The following is an 18,291-nucleotide window of genomic DNA, read 5'->3' as shown; positions in this document are numbered from 1 at the left end:
CTATACCTTGAATCGTCCTGAAATAGGTTGACAGATTTAACAAGGTCCCGGTTTGTTTAGGCAGGCCGGGATTTTTTCTTGGTGTACCTGCTGGGGTGTTCTCATTTTCAGGGCCAGGTGCGGCCTGTGCTCGTTGTAGAGTTCTACGGCTTGCTCCAATAAAAGCTCCACCTGCTCGAGGTTATCGAGCGTGCCGCCCAGCCCGAACTCCTCTTTGAGTGTGCGGTTCATGCGCTCGGCCAGGGCATTCTCATACGGGTCCGAGTCCTGGGTCATGCTCATCCGCAGGCCCCTTTCCGTGGCCAGGCCCACGTAGTGCCGGGAGCAGTATTGCAGCCCGCGGTCCGAGTGGTGGATCGTGTCGGTCGCCGTCTGCTTGGCCTTGAGGGCCATGGCAAGGGCACGGCCCATGCTCACCGCCTCCATGTTGGCCGCCGCCGCGTAGCCCATGATCCGGCGGCTGAAGGCGTCGGTGACCAGGTTCACGTAGCAGGTGCCCTGCCGGGTCCTGACGTAGGTGATGTCGCTTGCCCACACCTGCTCGGGATGCGTCACCGGCAGCCCCCTGACCAGGTTGGGGTACTTGCGCAGGTGGTGCCGCGACATGGTGGTCTGCACGTAGCGCCTGCCTGGCTTTATGAGCAGGCCAAACTCCCTGAGGCAGCCAAAGAGCCTGTCCCTGCCCACTTTGAGGCCCAGGCTCCTGAAGGCCGGCTGCAGCTTGGAGTACAGCTTGCGGGTGCCCAGGCGCGGCAAAAGCTTGCGCTGCTCACAGACCAGCTGCCGGACCCGCTGGTGGTGGAGGGCAGCCCTTTCCGACTCCTGCTTTCGCAGCTTGTAGAGGTACTGCCGGCTGTAGCCCAGTGAATGGGCTATCTGCTTTCGGGTGGTTCTGGCTGCCCCTTTGGCCGGAAAGCTGCTTGCCAGAGGGGCAAATACTTTTTTCGGATGTCGGTGCCCAACTGCTCGTCGGCAATGTCGATGGCCCGGTTGAGAATGAGCTTCTCCTGCTCTAAGCGTTTGATTTTGGCTTCCAGTTTGTGGATCCTGCTGCGGGGCGGCTGCTTTTCTTTCATGGGGCGCTTGCTTTTCCAGTCTAACTGCCCGTGTTTACGCAGCCAAACCAAAACAGTCGATCGCCCCTGGATGCCGTACCTGGCCTGGGCCTGCTTGTAGGTCAGCAGCCCTTTCTCGACCTGGTCCACAACACTCAGCTTGAAGGCCAGACTGTAGTCCTTTTGGCTCTTCCGTAAAAAGCCCTTCTTGCTTGTTCCTTCCATATAAGTCAACTTTTGTGTCAACTTATTTCAGGACGATACACCTCAGTTAAATTAAAAAGCGATACCACATTCGTATGAACGATATCAACAAAGCAATTGATCTCTTGCTGGGCAAGCTGCAGAATTGGGGTGAGCATCTGATCTTGATGCTGCCCAACATGGCCGTAGCGGTTATACTCATCATCATCACATTGGTGGTTGCCCGGTTTATCCGCAACGGACTAGACAAAGTAATAGGACGGATATCGCACAGCGCGGCACTCAACAACCTGATTTCGACTATTCTGTACATTGCCCTCCTGGCTGTCGGCTTCTTTTTTGTGCTCAGCGTGCTGCAACTCGATAAGGTGGTTATCTCGTTACTAGCCGGTGTAGGTATTATCGGTCTGGCACTGGGTTTCGCCTTTCAGGACATTGCTGCCAACTTTATTTCAGGTGTCATCATTGCCGTACAAAAGCCTTTTGGAGTAGGCGATATGATCGAGACCAACGATTATTTTGGAGTAATTGAGCGGGTATCGTTGCGCACACTGGATATAAGGCAAACCTCAGGAGAACTGGTGAAATTGCCCAACAAGATGGTCTTTGAAAACCCGGTAACCAACTATTCGAACGGCGGCACACGCCGCATCGATTTGGATGTGGGCGTGTCGTACGGAGAGGATTTGGAGCAGGTACAGCAGATTGTGATAGTGGCCTTGCAGGATGTGAAGAACCGTGTAAAGACGCGTGACATAGAGGTGATGTACGATGCCTTCGGGGACAGCTCCATTAATTTTAAGGCCCGCTTCTGGATTACTTACACACGGCAGGTAGATTTTGTATCAGCTAAGAGCGATGCTATTATTAAGATCAAAAAGGCTTTTGATGCAAACAACATCATGATTCCGTTTCCGATTCGCACACTGGACTTTGGTATAAAAGGTGGCGAGAAGCTGAGCGAACACCTGGAACAACTGCAAAACCAGGTAAAGGATAGGTCGGATAAATAAGGTATGGCCGGGACAGGTACAAAACAGAGCGGGCCGATTACTCGGCCCGCTCTGTTTTATTTATCTTTTTTGTCAAGGTCTTTGCCTAGGTCTTCCACTTGTTTTAGAAAATCATCCACTTTCGCATCGGCATAAGGGCCATAGGAGTTGGAGATGGTGCCGCGCAGCCCACTGGTGGTTTCCACGGCATAGAGTATCGACATATCATCCGGATCGCTTTCACCCTCGAAGCGGTAAAAGTCCACGATGCGTACCTGGTCCGGCCCGAAGGTGTGCTTGTCTTCCATGGTGCAGAGCCTGTTCTCGGCAGAAACTTTAAAGTCGTAGGTATAGCCGTCTTTACGGAGTCGGTTGAGCACGTTAACGAGGCTTCTTTCTTCTACTTTATCTTGCATAGCGTATAGTTTTAAGGGATATTCTATTTAGGTATAGAACTATACGCAAAATAAGCCGAGGGATACTAAAATGTGGCTGGAATTATTCAGAAGCTGCCCTCATGCCATTGAGCACGCGCCCGGAAGAGTCTGCCAAGCGGCGACAGGTATAGGGCTATACCTAAGGAAGCAGGTAAGACCTCCAAACCGAAGGCAGTAAGATCAGGAAAGCGAAAGGGTTATACCGCTTTCCTCTCGAGCTCCTTCTGGATTTTACTAAGGTCGATGGCGGAGCAGCCGCCACAGCCTTTGGCGCATCCGGCATTTTTGTTAGGCATAACGCTGCGGTAAATTACCCGCACCATGTAGGCTATTGCTACCGCGAATATCACGAAGATGATGATGTTCTGTACCATATGCTCTTATCAACTACACAAATTTACAAAAAGTTTAGGGAAGTGGCTCTTTCCAGTGCTCGGCAATTGTGTCGAGCATTTCCTGATGGATGTTACTGTTGCTTGCCACAATTTCACGGCCAAAAATATAGTCACCGCCAGCCGTGAATTTAGAAACATGACCTCCTGCTTCCTGCACGATAATGGCGCCTCCTGCCACATCCCAGGCATTCAGGTTAAACTCAAAGAAACCCTCAAAACGACCTACGGCCACATAAGCCAAATCTAGCGCAGCCGAGCCCAGCCGCCGCACGCCATGCGATTTGCCCATAAAAGCGCCCAGCACCTGCAGGTACTGCTGCGTGAGCCCAAACTCGTAATAAGGAAAGCCAGTGGCAATAAGCGAATTTTTCAGCCCTTCGGCAGGCGAAACCTGAATGGGACTGTCGTTTAAGAACGCGCCGTTGCCCTTTGTTGCATAAAAGCACTCGTCTTTGTTAATCTCATACACAATGCCCAGCACCACTTCATCGCCATCGAGCAGAGCCACGCTCACCGAGTACAGCGGCAGGCCATGGGTAAAGTTGGTAGTGCCATCCAGCGGATCGATGATCCAGTTGAAACGCTCGCCGCGGGTGTTGTCGGTTTCCTCTTCCGTAATAAAGCCTGCCTCGGGCAACAGATTGCGCAGTGCCTCTACCAGTTGCTTTTCGGCTTCTTTGTCTACGTACGATACCAGGTTGTTAAAGCCTTTCAGTTCTACCTTGCCCCTGTCGAAGGTGGTTGCTTCGTGCTTGATAAATGCGCCTACTCTTTTGACGATGATATTGGCATTCTGGCAAAGTTGCTGCAAGTTCATATCCGCTCTTTTATTTTAGTGTTCGTGTTGCTGATAACCATGGCTGTCTGGCAGCCCAAACCGTATACGCGGCTCTTACCAAGAGGGCTAAGGCAATCGGGAAAACAGCGGTATGTAATTGCTGCGGCCATACCAACCATAACAACAGCGTGATGAAAGCCAACACGGCCGTTACCAGCATGTACTTCTGCAACCAGCCCGGCAGCACCGGTCTGGCCAGGAAAGCTGCGGCTATAATGTGTGTAGGCAGTGCCCAAAGCAAATTAAAGTTGTTGGCAGCTGCCTGATGGTCGGTAGCAAACCAGAGCAGGAACAGCAGCACGCCCAGCAGACCCGTGATCAGGAACAGGAACACATCAAACATGCGGCTGCGCTTGCGGCGCTTGTAGTCGAGTGCGGTAATAGCCAGCACAATGCCGAAAAACAGCCACCACACCAGTACCGGATTTAACAGGCCACCAGTTGAGGCCGGCGTTGGGGTGTTCTGGAAAATAACTTTTGGCTCACCTACCAAAGGCACCTGCTGCCCGTTTTGCTGAATGGTGGCGCTGGCGAAACCCTTGGAAAGGTAATCGGGCAAAAACATGTATTCGTAAGGCGTAGCTTTCTGGTCGATCGGTGCGCCAAGGGCCAGGTCGATGCCAAAGTCGGACCAGGGCTGCGGTGGCAGGTATAGGTCGATCAGATTGCGGAAACTCATGTCTTGGTCCAGGTGCGCGATGTTGAAGGCCACTTGCTCGGGGAACGTAGCTTCTATGCCATCCCGGATGCGGGTGGCGCAGTTATCGAAGAAGAAGTCGTAGAGGTAAAAGCGGTTCTGGGGCAGGTAGTTGTTTGTGAGAAACTGCCAGTACTGATGCTTCTGCGCTTCTGTAAAGTTCATCTCCTGCTCGTAAATAGAGCGGTTGTCTAAGGTATAGCTGTAGGCGAAATCCTGGAAGTAGGCGATGGAAAGCTTGTAATTGAGCTTGCCCCGGATAAACTTGACGTAAAAGCCCGGCTCGTTGAAGTCGAAGGTGCCGTAGTTGAACACGATGTCCATACCTGTAGCGGGGTCGTTGACGCGCACGGCACTGTGCCCAAAAATGGCATAGAGCTCATCGCCCGGCGAGCAGGTGATCAGACTAATTTTAGCCTCAGGAGACAGGCGGGTGCCCTCAAATTGCGCCTGCACCTGCAAGGTAATGAGAAGCAAGGTAAATATGAGTGAAAGCTTTTTAAGGTATAGCTTCATAGTTATTTTCTTACCGCGACGCTTCTATCATGTGCCACGATTTTGTCAAAGTTTTTAATCTATTAAAAAACCGAAGCCCAATAGTCTGGCTATTCTGTTCCCCAAATTTGCTGCGCTTCCAACACAGGTATACTGTTCGTTGTGTTAGTCGTGTTCCTACTTCGCTCCCGCTCCGGAAACTACCAGCACAAATTCCCCTTTAATGGCTTTGGTAGTAAAGATTTCGATCAGTTCGTCTAGGGTACCGTTAATGGTCTCTTCAAACATCTTTGAGATTTCACGTGAAACAGAAGCCATGCGTTCGCCTCCGAAGTACTCCTTGAACTGTGTGAGCGTTTTAAGCAGCCGGTGCGGAGACTCATAGAAAATCATGGTGCGCTCCTCTGTTGCTAAACTGATCAGGCGTGTCTGCCGTCCTTTTTTCAAAGGCAGGAATCCCTCAAATGTAAAACGGTCGGTGCTAAAGCCAGATTTGACCAAAGCAGGCACAAAAGCGGTTGCCCCAGGAAGACACTCTACTTTGAGATCCGCCTTGAGGCATTCGCGCACGAGCAGGAAGCCCGGGTCAGATATACCTGGCGTGCCGGCATCTGAAATGAGGGCCATTACCTCGCCTGCCTTCATGCGCTCCGCCAAGTGGGCACTGGCTTTGTGCTCGTTGTGCAGGTGGTGGCTGTGCATGCGCTTCTCTATCCCTAAGTGCTGCAGCAGCTTGCCGCTGGTGCGGGTATCTTCGGCCAGAATCACGTCTACCTCCTTCAGAATGCGTATAGCTCGCAGCGTAATATCCTCCAGGTTGCCGATGGGTGTCGGCACCAGGTATAGGTTGGTTTTTTCAGGTTCCTGCATGCAGCAAAGGTATTACTTAATTGTCTATTGTACACCGCTGACTGCTTTGCCAGCTTACAAGTTATTACTGCTTCTGACGAATTATACCATCAAGTTATCATAAAGCACATCAATGCGGCGGGCCAGCTCCAGGTCTTTGTCTGTCACGGTGTTGCCGGCGTCGTGGGTGGTCAGCTCGATCTCTACTCTGTTGTATACATTGCTCCACCACGGGTGATGGTTAAGCTCCTCGGCCACATCGGCCACTTTATTCATAAAAGCCATCGCCGTCCTGAAGTCTTTGAACTGGAAGCTGCGGGTAAGTTTATTGTCTGTTTCTCTCCACATAATCTGGTGACATATTTAAGGTATAAACGGCCGGCTACAACGCAGGATATCGGGTTGCAGTAACTAGGCTAAAATTGCAGGCGTATAGGTATGGACTGCAATCACACTAAAACTATGAAAACTATGGCAAACAAACCAAAAGAAGTACCCGCTCAGGAACAGGAAGTGCAACCGGGCAAAGAGCACAAGATGACGCCGCAGCCCGAGTACATACGCGAAAACTACAAAGGCAGCGATAAACTGAAAGGCAAAAAAGCGCTGATTACAGGCGGCGACAGTGGTATAGGCCGTGCAGTGGCTGTGCATTTTGCCCGAGAAGGAGCTGATGTGGCTATCATATACTTGAACGAAGACAAGGATGCCAAAGACACGCTCCAACTTATCGAGAAAGAAGGGCGCAAAGGAGTGATCATTTCGGGTGATATTGGGGATGAAACCTTTTGCAGAAATGCAGTGAAACAAGCTGTAAAGGAACTTGGAGGGCTAGACATACTCGTAAACAACGCGGCCGAGCAACACGAGCAAACCGACTTGAAACACATCTCGAAAGACCAGTTGCAGCGCACTTTCCAGACCAACATCTTCTCGATGTTCTACATGACAAAAGCCGCGTTGGAACATATGAAGGAGGGCAGCGCCATTGTTAATTCCACATCTGTTACCTCGTACCGCGGCAGCCACCACCTCATGGACTACGCCTCTACCAAAGGAGCCATCACCGCTTTTACCCGCTCCCTGTCAGCCAACCTGGCTGAAAAGAAAATACGCGTAAATGCAGTGGCGCCCGGCCCGATCTGGACGCCTCTTATACCTGCCTCTTTTGATGAGAAGAAAGTAAAGGAGTTTGGGCAGGATGTTCCACTGAAGCGCCCTGGACAGCCATCAGAAGTAGCGCCCGCTTATGTTTTACTGGCATCGGAAGATGGCTCTTATATAACCGGGCAAGTGATTCATGTGAACGGCGGCGAACAGGTGGGCAGCTAATCAAACTAAACCATAGCAGCCGAATTGGAGTAAAAACAGGTATAGCTCCCGAGCGGGGCATGATAAAGACATAACTATGGAGAACAAAGAAAACGATAAACACGCAGGCGAATCAGAGCACAGCGAAGCCGCCAAAAACAGGCCGGTACGCGTGATTGAAGACGATACCACGGATCAGGAATTCCGGGCCGGGCATATCATACCGGGTGCAGATCCGCCCAAGAATGAACACCAGCGCGGCGGCTTCGGTAACCGCGACGGCAAAGAGGGCTTCGGCAGCGACACCGCTTCTGAGGGACCATCAGCCACCGGCGTCAACGATTTTGCTGACGACGGCACGCCACCACCGGACAATATGCGTACCGAAGACGAAGGTCGCGGCACCTGATCAACAGCATAGAATTTTACACAAGGTATAGCTGCTGGCAGGTATAGACCGAAGTAGCATACCTCATTATTTTTAACTTAAATACAAGGAGGACACATTATGCCATCATATAAGCATACCCAGCCTGGAGGGGAAAACTCAGGAAATCCTACTGGACGTGGTCAGGATAAGGCTGCTGGCGGTAAGCCAGTGGATCCAAACAGCACAAGAGCTGAGCACGAGGAGCTGGAAAAGAAGTATACCGTGGATGATGCGGATGAAACCGGAGCCAATGTGCGGGTTAATAATCCGAACCGTAACCACGACAAGCCCGGTTTAGACAATAACAAGTATAACTAATCAGAAAAACAGCTAAAAATAGCACCTGCCCATAATACAGGTGCTATTTTTTTAGTCAATTCAAACCGATTCAGACCAGACGCACCCCGCTATGGCCCGATACGCGATCAGTGATATACACGGTTGTGCCCGTACCTTTAAAGCACTCGTGCTCGAGCAGTTGCAGCTCAAAAAAACGGACGAACTATACCTGCTGGGCGACTACGTAAACAAGGGACCCGACAGCAAAGGTGTACTGGACTTTATCATCCATCTACAGAAGCAGCAATACCAGGTGCACTGCCTGCGCGGTAACCACGACCAGATGCTACTTAAAGCTGCCTCCAAAGGGGAATCGGCGCTGAACCTGTCAGACCAGGAAAAAGGTTTAGTACTCCAAAGCTTCGGAATGCATGACTTCAAAAAACTCCCCACCACCTACGCCAACTTCCTGGACTCTCTCCCCTATTACCTCGAATTACCAGATTATTTTTTGGTGCACGCCGGCTTTGACTTTCATCAGGATGATCTGTTCAGAGACAAAGAAGCCATGCTCAACATCAGGCACTATGACATCGACCGGAATAGGCTGCATAACAAGAGACTCCTGCACGGCCATACCCCAACACCCCTTCATACCCTAAAGAAAAGTGTTGCACACCAGGATGCCCGTATCAACCTCGATGCAGGCTGTGTGTACTACAAAAACGCCGCCTATGGCAATCTAATTTCCTTGGATTTAGACACTAATTTATTGAATATTCAGTGCAATTTAGATCGTCCTTATGGCGTACGCAGAAAGAGTTGATAATTAATTGTTTAAATCGTTATATGCAATATTTAATGACTTTAGGTTTGTTATTTAAAGATGTATTTCTGCATTAAACCTCGCTGAATCGGTGCAATTTGTGAAAATCCAATAAAATAATTAACATAAATAATGTGTGTTTTTATGATGCAATTCTTAATATTGCTTTATATAAATACTTTTTTATACTCAGTAGCTATAAGGCAACACAAAATTCCAGAATATTTAACTAGGCTTTAATCAGATTTGGTTAGCTGTAGCAAGTCCATTTGCTCTCTGACAAATTAGAAATGGGCTTTAAAATTTGCAGATGCAATTAATTGCTTGAACAAGCATGCTGGAATCGCTTTGCCTAAACTTTCCTGCTTTTAACGGCAGATATCACCTGAATCTTCTAAACAATTATCTTTTTATGAAACACTTCTACAGTTCAAACACAACTGCTGCTTTGCAGCCAAATGCTAAAGCCATGGGAACGGCGGTTAGCAGTAAGATCATTTTATTTTTGTTGCTTGGATTTTTCCTGCTATTGAGTGGGGAGGGGTTTGCTGCTACGTTTACTGCAACAACACAAAATAAGGCCTCTGGTGATTGGAATAGCCCATCTACCTGGGGTGTCACTGCTCCCGCAGTAGGTCAGCCGCTTATAGCTGGGATTCATTATCCAGGAGCTGATGATGATGTAATTATTAGAAACAGCTATATCGTAACAGTGCCAATTGATTTCATTGCTCATTGTAAAGCTTTATCAATGGACTTTGCACAAGGAAACGTAAACCCAAGTATAGTTATTAATGGCACCCTCACAATTGCTACTCTTACTCTTAACGCATCAAATCAAAGTAATCAAGCCTCTATGAACGTAACAGTGAATGGTAATCTAGTTGTTACAACATCCGCTACAGAAACTGGGAAATTAAACTTCATTTGCGGTTCTGCAAGTACTGTAAGGTATGGCCTAGGTGTTAATGTGATAACACCTAGAAGCTTTACTGTTGGTAGCAACACTCCTGTTACGACTCCACAACCTTTTCAAAATCTCATTATAGATGGAGATATAGGTACAGGAACTGCTGCAGCAACATTATATACAAATGTTACAGTAAATGGAAACTTATCACTAGTTAATGGAGGTAAACTTGCTATAGGGAATAATACTGCTGTCACTCCAGCTATACCTTATGTATTGACATTGGCAGAGGAAGCGAAAATTGCGACAACAGAAGACAAAGACAATTATATCACGGGAAATGTGCGGGCTGTAAGAGCTATTCCTGCAGGCGGTTCAGGGAACTTTGGAATGGGAGCTGTTATTGCTAATAACTCGACTAGTAGTGCAACTATTACTATTGTTCGTACGACTGGGGTAAATCCAATAAATGTTGAAGGTAATGAAAGTGCAAAACGCATTTACCAGGTAAGCGGTAGTACGGGAGCAAATATAATTGCAAACTTGATGTTTTTGAATCACGAGATTACGCAAGATATATCTGTTTACAAAATGTATAATGGAGACCAAGCATCAAGTCTTGCATTATCAACGGATTATACCCGTAGCGGCAACACATTTATTAAGACAGGATTAGGTAATGGTCTATACACTATAGCAGGCCCCCCAATTGTCCCCCTGCCAGTCGAGCTTATATCTTTTAAAGCACAGCGCGATACGAAAGGAGTTAAACTGACTTGGGCAACGGCATCAGAACTGGATAACAAGGGCTTCGAGGTGCAGGTGTCCTCTAATGCCAGAGACTTCGCAGCTATCGGCATTGTAGAGAGCAAAGTAGGAACCACCTCCCTGCGCCAAGAGTATAGCTTTATAGATACCAAAGCAGTTTCGGGCACTCGCTACTACCGCCTCAAGCAAATAGACTTTGATGGTACTTCATCCTTCTCGGTTGTACGCTCGGTGGCCCTGGAAGGCGACAACGGAACTGTATCGGCTTATCCTAACCCATTCGATGATGTAGTAACTGTGAAGCTGACGGGTGCAGAAGCGCGTCAAATAAGAGCCGTGCTGTCCGACACGATGGGCAAGGTTCTACTCGAAACAGTGGAAGAGACGGCGGGCAACTCGATTAGTGTGAGCATCGGGGGCATCACCACCAGTGGAATGTACATTCTAAACGTGTACGACAAAGGCAAGAAGTCCGCCTTCAAGCTCATGAAGCGATAGGCAGGCAAAGTCGTAACAATACATGAAGGGCTGTAGGAAACTGCAGCCCTTTTTTATGCAACGATTTTTAAGCTTTTTATGTGGCTTACTAATGTATGTGGGCCTATATAAATCATGCCCTTTCTTAAAAGAAATTTGCTTATAATCTACTAACTCATTCTGTACAGGAATATGCTTTCTGATGGTCAAAAGTCATGAAAGTACAGTTATATCCCAATAATTGAATCGTCCGTGATCTGTTTAATAGCAAACTCAGGTGCAATAAAGAAAGCAAGCTGATCGAATTTAAAAATGGATTCGTGCACTATTAAATTGAATATTTCGTGCAATTCCCAAGTTCGATCAATATTGATTATAAATCACTGATAGTGAATGATTCATGGTGTTAAATATCATTACTATTAGAGTGAAATAAAAGATAAGATGTGTTCAATTACGGTGCAATTTGTAAATATTCAATAAAAAAAATAACAATAATTGTATTGAAAATCCCTGTTCTCTAATTAATATTGCTTTATAGTAATAATAATTTAGACCAATTTGGTTAAAGGGCAAAATAATTCTTCCGAATATTTTAATGGTTAATAAGTGATAGCTATAAGGCAGTATATGGTTACTGCCTTATAGCTATCAAACTATACCTACCCGGTTAGTACTCTAGGATTAGAGTTCTAAAAAATACTGTGAAAAGTATATGCTGGATTACTGTGTCCATACCTAGACATTGGTCAAGTCGCTAAACTGAATCTTCTAATTTTTTTATCATTATGAAACACATCTACAATCCAACTAAGGTCGCTTACACCCAGCGACTATCTACCAAAGTTTCGGGAACTGCTGCGGTAAGTAAAATCTTCTCATTATTGTTGCTAAGCTTTTTCTTCTTAGTGAGCGGGGAAAGCGTGGGACAGCAGGTACCTGCAATTTCCGAAATTATACCACGTCGTGTTGTGTTTGGTCATGATGTAACCTTAACAATAAATGGGACAAATTTTAAGGATAACAATGGTAACCCATTAAGTATTAGAATTGGGAATAGTACAGACTATATTAAGCCAGTTGAAGTTGAAAATAATTACATCCGCATTGTAATTCCTAGTAATAGATTATTACTAGGAAGTATGGATATAAGTGTGCGGAAAGTAACTGGTAATAAAGATAGCTTTTCGAATTTATTTACTATTGAAGGTGTAATTCTCACAGCAGAATCAGGGCAACGTTGCGATAGGGGCTCAGTTACTCTTACTGCATCAGGCGGTGAACCGGGCGGGTATAGATGGTATCGTAACGATAACTCTTTTGTAGAAGGACAAAGAAACGGCACTTTAACTACAGGAAATTTGACCTCGGACCGAGTATACTATGTTAGTAGAATAGTGTCAGGATATGAAACGAATCGCATACCAGTATGGGCAAGAATTGGGAGTGTGAAACCTGTTGTAATAGATGGTTATAGTTGTGCGGGTGGCAGTATAGAAATGATGGCCTCAGGAGCTCCAACAAATGCAACATATCATTGGTATGACTCTAATTTAAATGGAGCTATAGAAGTCGCTCAAGGTAATACATTTAGTACTACTGTTGCTGTAGGTCAAACAAAAGAATTTTATGTAACTATTAAAGCCCCTGGTGGAGGGTGTGAAAGTGAAAAGGTTAAAGTGACTGCGACAGGAGGTAAACTTCAAACTCCAAGCATTTCTTCTAATTTGGATTGTAACTCTAAGGGAAAAGAAGTGATAACTTTTTATGCAAGTGGTGCTGGAGAAGGAGAAAAGTATGTATGGTATAGAGGCAATACTCCTCTATCTAATACGGGACCAACATTAATAGTAGAAACAGCAGGTAACCCAGTAATTTATTATGTATCTATTGCAAAAGAAGACAATAGTTGCGAGAGTGATAAACGAGATTTCGAAGTTCCTAGTAATGGTAATAAGTTACCTGCAGCTCCAAATGCATATACGGTAGAAGGTTGCTTAGGAAATCCAGTTACACTTTCTCCTGTGGTTCGGCCAGGTATGGTTTACAGATGGTATCATGACGGAGCAATAGTGGATGGATTAACATATACTTTCACTCCTACGAGTGCTACTTCGACGATTCAATTTAGTACTGTTAATATAGCTACCCGTTGTGAAAGTTCTACAACAGCGGCTGCAACAGTCAATGCTTTGCCTCAATTAATTTCTAATAATATAGATGGTTACGCTGTAGTGTGCCGAGGAGCTACAGGAGTGACTTATAGTGTGCCCAACGTTGCAGGTGCAGTTTATGCTTGGACAGTGACTCCTGAAGTAGGGTTTACAGCAACCCCAATTATAAATGGTGCAGCTACAAATCAAATAACTATTAATTATCCTTCTACAGATTACAGAGCAACAATTAAAGTTACTGTTTCAAACTCATGTAGTAACTATACTGAAGAATTAGCTGTACGAGCGACTAATAATAATATTGCCACGGGCGAAATTATTGAGCCACCTGTTTTAGCACTTGATGAGCCAGCGGTATTTAAATTTACAACCAACATTCCATCAGAAGAAGAAGAAATTGAGCGTGTCCAGTGGTTTGTACGAAGAGTAGGTTCCACTAATTGGGAGACAGGAGCAATAACTAGAGACTGGGAAATTGGTAAGATGGAAGGAAATATCGATGGATTTAGAGTTGCTGTGCGTGTGAAAGATCCTAGTAAATTCTGTTTTTCAAGTTTAGCCAGCAGTACTGGTAATCTAGGTATAAATGGTTTCGAAGCAAATTCATTTTACATTGATGATCTTCCAATCACCCCTCTCCCAGTCGAACTTATGTTCTTCAAAGCACAAGCGCAGACCCAAGGCGTGAGCCTGACCTGGGCTACTGCTTCAGAGTTGGAGAACAAAGGCTTCGAAGTGCAGGTGTCCAACAATGGCAGAGAATTCAAGGAGATTGGTTTTGTGGAAAGCAAGGTAGGAACCACTTCTCTGCGCCAGGACTACAACTTCCTGGATACAAAAGCAGTGTCTGGCACCCGTTACTACCGCCTGAAGCAAATGGACTTTGATGGTACTACTTCCTACTCACCCATCAGAGCTGTGGCTTTGGACGCAGGTAATGGAACAGTTTCAGTATATCCGAACCCATTTGATGATGCCGTTATCGTAACGCTCAATGGTACAGAAGCCCGCAATGTACAGGTCGTGTTAATGGACGCGATGGGCAAGGTGCTGCAACAGCGCACTGAGGAGACATCGGGCAACTCCATTACAGTCGATATGCGAAGCGTGAGAACTAAAGGCATATACATACTACATGTACTGGATAATGATACAAAGTATACCTTTAAGTTGATGAAGCGCTAGCCAAGTCATAACACCTAAAACAAGAAAGGGCTGCAGGAAACTGCAGCCCTTTCTTGTTATAACTTCTGCTCATGATTTATTAACACCAAAGCATTATAGTTAGTTATGAATGTAGTTTAGAGCATATCATAATTAAAAGAGCACTAAATAATCCGAATTATAAAATAAATAAATGCCGATTTCGGATAAGCACCAATAGCGCAATTATACTCGATCTTTTACAAGGTGATACCTAAAGTAATGAGCCTAACAAAATGTACCCATAATTTGGGATAGTTCAGGTGTTGTAAGAGCGTATTCAAGTATATAAAGACGAGCAGAATTGTTGTGGCAAAACCCAGAATATCTGGTGAAATTTAATCTATGCTTGCCTTTTGTGTATAAATCCCTGATAGCCAATAGCTTATATTTAAGTAGGAACTACTTTATACTTAAGGCAAATGCCAAAAGTATTAATCATTAGTACAATTTATGTATTTTTTATTGAAAAAATAATAATAATTGTGTGGGTATTTATCAATGTTATAACTAATATTGTTTTATGTAAATAGTTAATTATACATATATACCTCAAGGGCAAAATAATTTCTATAAATGTTTTAATAGGTAAAAGGGTGCTATAAGCTGATATGCCACATATTGTCTCATAGTTAGTCAAGATATACCTATAAGGTTAGCGCTCTCTAAATAGAGCACTAAAAAAATACTTTAGAAAAAAGTATTGCTGGGATTGCTATGCCTTTACTCGGGCTTTGGTCAAGCCACTAACTATCCTGAATCTTCTAACCTTAATATATACGATATGAAACACATCTACAATTTAATTCATGCCGGTATCGCAAACCAGTCAGTTGACAAAGTCTTAGGAATTGCTTGGAAAGGTAAATCTTTAACTACGTTTATATTTACAAGTATATTCTACTTCTTAATAATTGCAGCTTCAGCTCAAACAAAGACGATTTATGATAATAAGTTTGATGGCACTTATAATAATCATGTGAGCTCTGAAAATCTCACAGTAGGTAATGCAAGCATTAGTAATGAAAGGTTAACAGTGCAAGGGCAAGGGTTTGACATATTCATCTACTGGCAATACGAATATTCAGGTTTTATAGACTTGAATCCATCTCTTACGTTACAAGAGGGATATGAATATCAAGTGGCAGTAAAAGCACGAACTAGTGGAGTGAATGGTAGACTCAGAATAAGAAAAGGTACTAGCGCTGCTGCTGCGAGGAATGCTACTGGAGGAAATAGAATTTTGAATCCTTCAAATAATAATGTCCCTGTGTCTTCAGGTTATACAACATTTACATCTAGTAAGTTTAGAGTTACTAGTCAGCAGCCTCTATACCTATCTTTGCTTGTAAATAGACTTGCGATTTACTCTAGTCCAATCTCAATGATATTGGACGACTTAATTGTTACACGTACCTGTATAACCCCCTCTATTCCAACAGTTCAGAACAGAACTGTAACTAGTTGTAACGCTAGTGTTCAATTGTCAGCGACTGGCAACCTTAGTAGCTGGGAGCAATATAAGTGGTATGATCCAGATGGTAATGTAATTAGCGGCCAAACTGGAGCAACATATACTGCAAATAGGCCTGGAACTTATCGAGTAACCAAAGTTAACACCGCTTCTGAATGTTCGGTTGAGAGTGCACCTGTAACTATCCAAGTTACCTTAAATCCACCTTTTGCTCCAACGGTAGGAGATACAAAAGTAATTAGCTGTGTAAATAATGAAGCAACTTTAACTGCCTCGGGAGCCACTGCAAGCCAAAGCTACCGCTGGTATACCCAACCTACAGGCGGTACAGCTATTGCAGGAGCAAACGGCGCTACCTATTCCACTTCAATAGCAGGAAAATACTATGTTGCTATTGTAAATGGAACAAATTGCGAAAGTGCTAGGGTAGAAACTGAAGTTGAGATTCTAGATTGGCAAGATGCTTTAACTGAAATTATATATCCAACTTTAGAAGCAGGTGAATCCGCAACACTTACATTAAACTCAGCGTTGCGGGACAATAATCTAATTGCTGAGTATAAGTGGTCCATAAGTGTCAACGGAAGTGCTTTTGCTTCCATCGGAGAGAATTCATATGAATTAAATTTGGCAGTAGTACCCAACGGAGATGTAGTCTTCCAATGTGTTTTAATACCTAACGGATCTTATTGCTATACTGAAAATTCATTTATAGCAACTACAGAGTCCATCACGCCTCTCCCGGTTGAACTTATGTTCTTCAAAGCACAAGCGCAGACCCAAGGCGTGAGCCTGACCTGGGCTACTGCTTCAGAGTTGGAGAACAAAGGCTTCGAAGTGCAGGTGTCCAACAATGGCAGAGAATTCAAGGAGATTGGTTTTGTGGAAAGCAAGGTAGGAACCACTTCTCTGCGCCAGGACTACAACTTCCTGGATACAAAAGCAGTGTCTGGCACCCGTTACTACCGCCTGAAGCAAATGGACTTTGATGGTACTACTTCCTACTCACCCATCAGAGCTGTGGCTTTGGACGCAGGTAATGGAACAGTTTCAGTATATCCGAACCCATTTGATGATGCCGTTATCGTAACGCTCAATGGTACAGAAGCCCGCAATGTACAGGTCGTGTTAATGGACGCGATGGGCAAGGTGCTGCAACAGCGCACTGAGGAGACATCGGGCAACTCCATTACAGTCGATATGCGAAGCGTGAGAACTAAAGGCATATACATACTACATGTACTGGATAATGATACAAAGTATACCTTTAAGTTGATGAAGCGCTAGCCAAGTCATAACACCTAAAACAAGAAAGGGCTGCAGGAAACTGCAGCCCTTTCTTGTTTTAGGTGTAAGTATTTTTAACAGTAGCCGACCCAAGGCCTTAATTCTAAAAAGATTATCTACTAACCCTCTTTTCATATCTCTATGTACTAGTATAAGCCATTAGTAATTAACTATATAGGCGTTTTAGTTGACTGAATTCTAGTGCTGTGTTGGTGGTTATTAAATGAGGTTATGTCAATGGCTATTTTTACTTAGTGCAGTATTAATATAGGTGCGGCAAATATAAAACATCACATAATACTTGCATTTTTTTGTGAGATAACTAGATATTCCGGTGATGCTGACCCCCAATCCGGGCATACTGACCCCACGAGATAGGTTTTGTTTTTAGCGTCCGATGGACTGACAATTTTACTGCTTTTTTCTTAAACTTTCACCTCTTAGCTCGATTCTGTAAGAGGAGTGCACCAGCCGGTCGAGAATGGCATCGGCTATGGTTTCTTCTCCAATTACATCATACCAGCTGGCGACCGGTAACTGACTGGCAATAATGGTGGAGGCCTTGGCATGGCGGTCTTCGATGATCTCCATCAGATCCAGGCGCTGCTGTTGCTCCAGGTGCGTCAGCCCAAAGTCGTCGAGTATCAGCAGGTCCGTCTTGGAGAGCTTCTCCAGGAACTTATAGATGGTGCCGTCCAGGCGGGCCATCTTGGTGCGCAACAGCAGCTTCTGCACGTTGTAGTAAGCTACTTTGTAGCCCTGGGCACAGGCCTGGTGCCCCAGCGCCGAAGCCAGGAAGCTCTTGCCGCAGCCAGTGGCCCCGCTAATGAGCACGGACTCTGCCTTGGCCAGGTACTCCCCGGTGGCCAGGCCCAGGATCAGCCCCTTGTCCAGCCCCCGCGCAGCCTCCAGCCGCAGCTCCTCCACAGAGGCCTGATAGCGGAAGCGGGCATTCCGCTTTAGCTGCTCAAAACGCCGGTCGGATCTGTCTTCTTCCTCGGCCTGTAATAATAGTGCCAGCCCCTCGCTCAAGCTCAGCTCGTGGCTCTTTCGTGTTTCCAAAAGGGCCTGCCAGCTGCGGCTCATGCCATGCAGGCGCAGGCGGGTGAGTTGTGATTCAATCTGCATCATCATACTTTATGGTTTATAGTGGTTTAAAGTGGTTTATAGTGGTTTAAAGGGAAGGCTTG

The 18,291-nt window shown here is 45.5% G+C and carries 17 protein-coding genes; 8 read left to right on the top strand and 9 right to left on the bottom strand.

Annotation, left to right across the window (positions count from 1 at the left end):
* Positions 1-36: 36 nt before the first annotated feature.
* The gene (locus tag K3G39_RS10470; protein WP_255594245.1) at positions 37-834 is read right to left on the bottom strand and encodes an IS3 family transposase; all 798 of its coding nucleotides are present in this window, start codon (positions 832-834) and stop codon (positions 37-39) included.
* Positions 835-872: 38 nt separating this feature from the next.
* Entirely contained in the window at positions 873-1,280 is a 408-nt protein-coding gene (locus K3G39_RS20840) for a hypothetical protein (protein WP_255594235.1), read from the bottom strand.
* A gap of 74 nt (positions 1,281-1,354) precedes the next feature.
* On the opposite strand from K3G39_RS20840, the gene K3G39_RS10465 reads away from it, so the two are divergent.
* Positions 1,355-2,272 (top strand): mechanosensitive ion channel family protein, encoded by a 918-nt coding sequence (locus K3G39_RS10465; RefSeq protein ID WP_220626123.1) that lies wholly within the window; start codon positions 1,355-1,357, stop codon positions 2,270-2,272.
* 56 nt (positions 2,273-2,328) lie between these two features.
* Here K3G39_RS10465 and K3G39_RS10460 read toward each other — a convergent pair whose 3' ends face one another.
* The 6 genes from K3G39_RS10460 to K3G39_RS10435 all read right to left on the bottom strand — a co-directional run bounded on the left by K3G39_RS10460 (position 2,329) and on the right by K3G39_RS10435 (position 6,310).
* A complete protein-coding gene (locus K3G39_RS10460; protein ID WP_220626122.1) occupies positions 2,329-2,667 on the bottom strand; it encodes a hypothetical protein in 339 nt (112 codons plus the stop codon).
* A gap of 218 nt (positions 2,668-2,885) precedes the next feature.
* Positions 2,886-3,062 (bottom strand): FeoB-associated Cys-rich membrane protein, encoded by a 177-nt coding sequence (locus K3G39_RS10455; protein WP_220626121.1) that lies wholly within the window; start codon positions 3,060-3,062, stop codon positions 2,886-2,888.
* Positions 3,063-3,096: 34 nt separating this feature from the next.
* Positions 3,097-3,900, bottom strand: coding sequence for an inositol monophosphatase family protein (locus K3G39_RS10450; RefSeq protein WP_220626120.1), 804 nt, complete (start codon positions 3,898-3,900; stop codon positions 3,097-3,099).
* 10 nt (positions 3,901-3,910) lie between these two features.
* Positions 3,911-5,134, bottom strand: coding sequence for a DUF4105 domain-containing protein (locus K3G39_RS10445; protein ID WP_220626119.1), 1,224 nt, complete (start codon positions 5,132-5,134; stop codon positions 3,911-3,913).
* Between the two features lie 156 nt (positions 5,135-5,290).
* On the bottom strand, positions 5,291-5,983 hold the full coding sequence (gene rsmI, locus K3G39_RS10440) for a 16S rRNA (cytidine(1402)-2'-O)-methyltransferase (protein ID WP_220626118.1): 693 nt from the start codon (positions 5,981-5,983) through the stop codon (positions 5,291-5,293).
* 81 nt (positions 5,984-6,064) lie between these two features.
* Complete coding sequence (locus K3G39_RS10435; RefSeq protein WP_220626117.1) at positions 6,065-6,310, bottom strand: 4a-hydroxytetrahydrobiopterin dehydratase; 246 nt, start codon at positions 6,308-6,310, stop codon at positions 6,065-6,067.
* 114 nt (positions 6,311-6,424) lie between these two features.
* Between K3G39_RS10435 and K3G39_RS10430 the strand changes: the two genes are divergently transcribed.
* From K3G39_RS10430 to K3G39_RS10400, 7 genes are all read left to right on the top strand, one after another.
* Entirely contained in the window at positions 6,425-7,294 is an 870-nt protein-coding gene (locus K3G39_RS10430) for an SDR family oxidoreductase (RefSeq protein ID WP_220626116.1), read from the top strand.
* Between the two features lie 76 nt (positions 7,295-7,370).
* Positions 7,371-7,682 carry a hypothetical protein gene (locus K3G39_RS10425; protein ID WP_220626115.1) on the top strand — a complete coding sequence of 104 codons (312 nt, stop codon included), beginning with the start codon at positions 7,371-7,373 and terminating at the stop codon, positions 7,680-7,682.
* A 99-nt stretch (positions 7,683-7,781) separates the two neighbouring features.
* Positions 7,782-8,021 (top strand): hypothetical protein, encoded by a 240-nt coding sequence (locus tag K3G39_RS10420; protein ID WP_220626114.1) that lies wholly within the window; start codon positions 7,782-7,784, stop codon positions 8,019-8,021.
* Between the two features lie 91 nt (positions 8,022-8,112).
* Positions 8,113-8,808 carry a metallophosphoesterase family protein gene (locus K3G39_RS10415; RefSeq protein ID WP_220626113.1) on the top strand — a complete coding sequence of 232 codons (696 nt, stop codon included), beginning with the start codon at positions 8,113-8,115 and terminating at the stop codon, positions 8,806-8,808.
* Between the two features lie 412 nt (positions 8,809-9,220).
* Complete coding sequence (locus K3G39_RS20835; protein WP_255594234.1) at positions 9,221-10,984, top strand: T9SS type A sorting domain-containing protein; 1,764 nt, start codon at positions 9,221-9,223, stop codon at positions 10,982-10,984.
* Positions 10,985-11,751: 767 nt separating this feature from the next.
* Complete coding sequence (locus tag K3G39_RS10405; RefSeq protein ID WP_220626112.1) at positions 11,752-14,322, top strand: T9SS type A sorting domain-containing protein; 2,571 nt, start codon at positions 11,752-11,754, stop codon at positions 14,320-14,322.
* Positions 14,323-15,124: 802 nt separating this feature from the next.
* Positions 15,125-17,101: a T9SS type A sorting domain-containing protein gene (locus K3G39_RS10400; RefSeq protein ID WP_220626111.1), complete on the top strand. Its 1,977-nt coding sequence runs from the start codon at positions 15,125-15,127 to the stop codon at positions 17,099-17,101.
* Positions 17,102-17,512: 411 nt separating this feature from the next.
* Here the strand turns inward: K3G39_RS10400 and istB are convergent, their stop codons facing one another.
* A complete protein-coding gene (gene istB, locus K3G39_RS10395) occupies positions 17,513-18,235 on the bottom strand; it encodes an IS21-like element helper ATPase IstB (RefSeq protein ID WP_220626110.1) in 723 nt (240 codons plus the stop codon).
* Between the last annotated feature and the right edge of the window lie 56 nt (positions 18,236-18,291).

The sequence above is a fragment of the Pontibacter sp. HSC-14F20 genome, assembly GCF_019599265.1.
Classification (GTDB): Bacteria; Bacteroidota; Bacteroidia; order Cytophagales; family Hymenobacteraceae; genus Pontibacter.
Note: the sequence above shows the minus strand (reverse complement) of the source record. Positions and strands in the feature narration are given on the sequence as shown.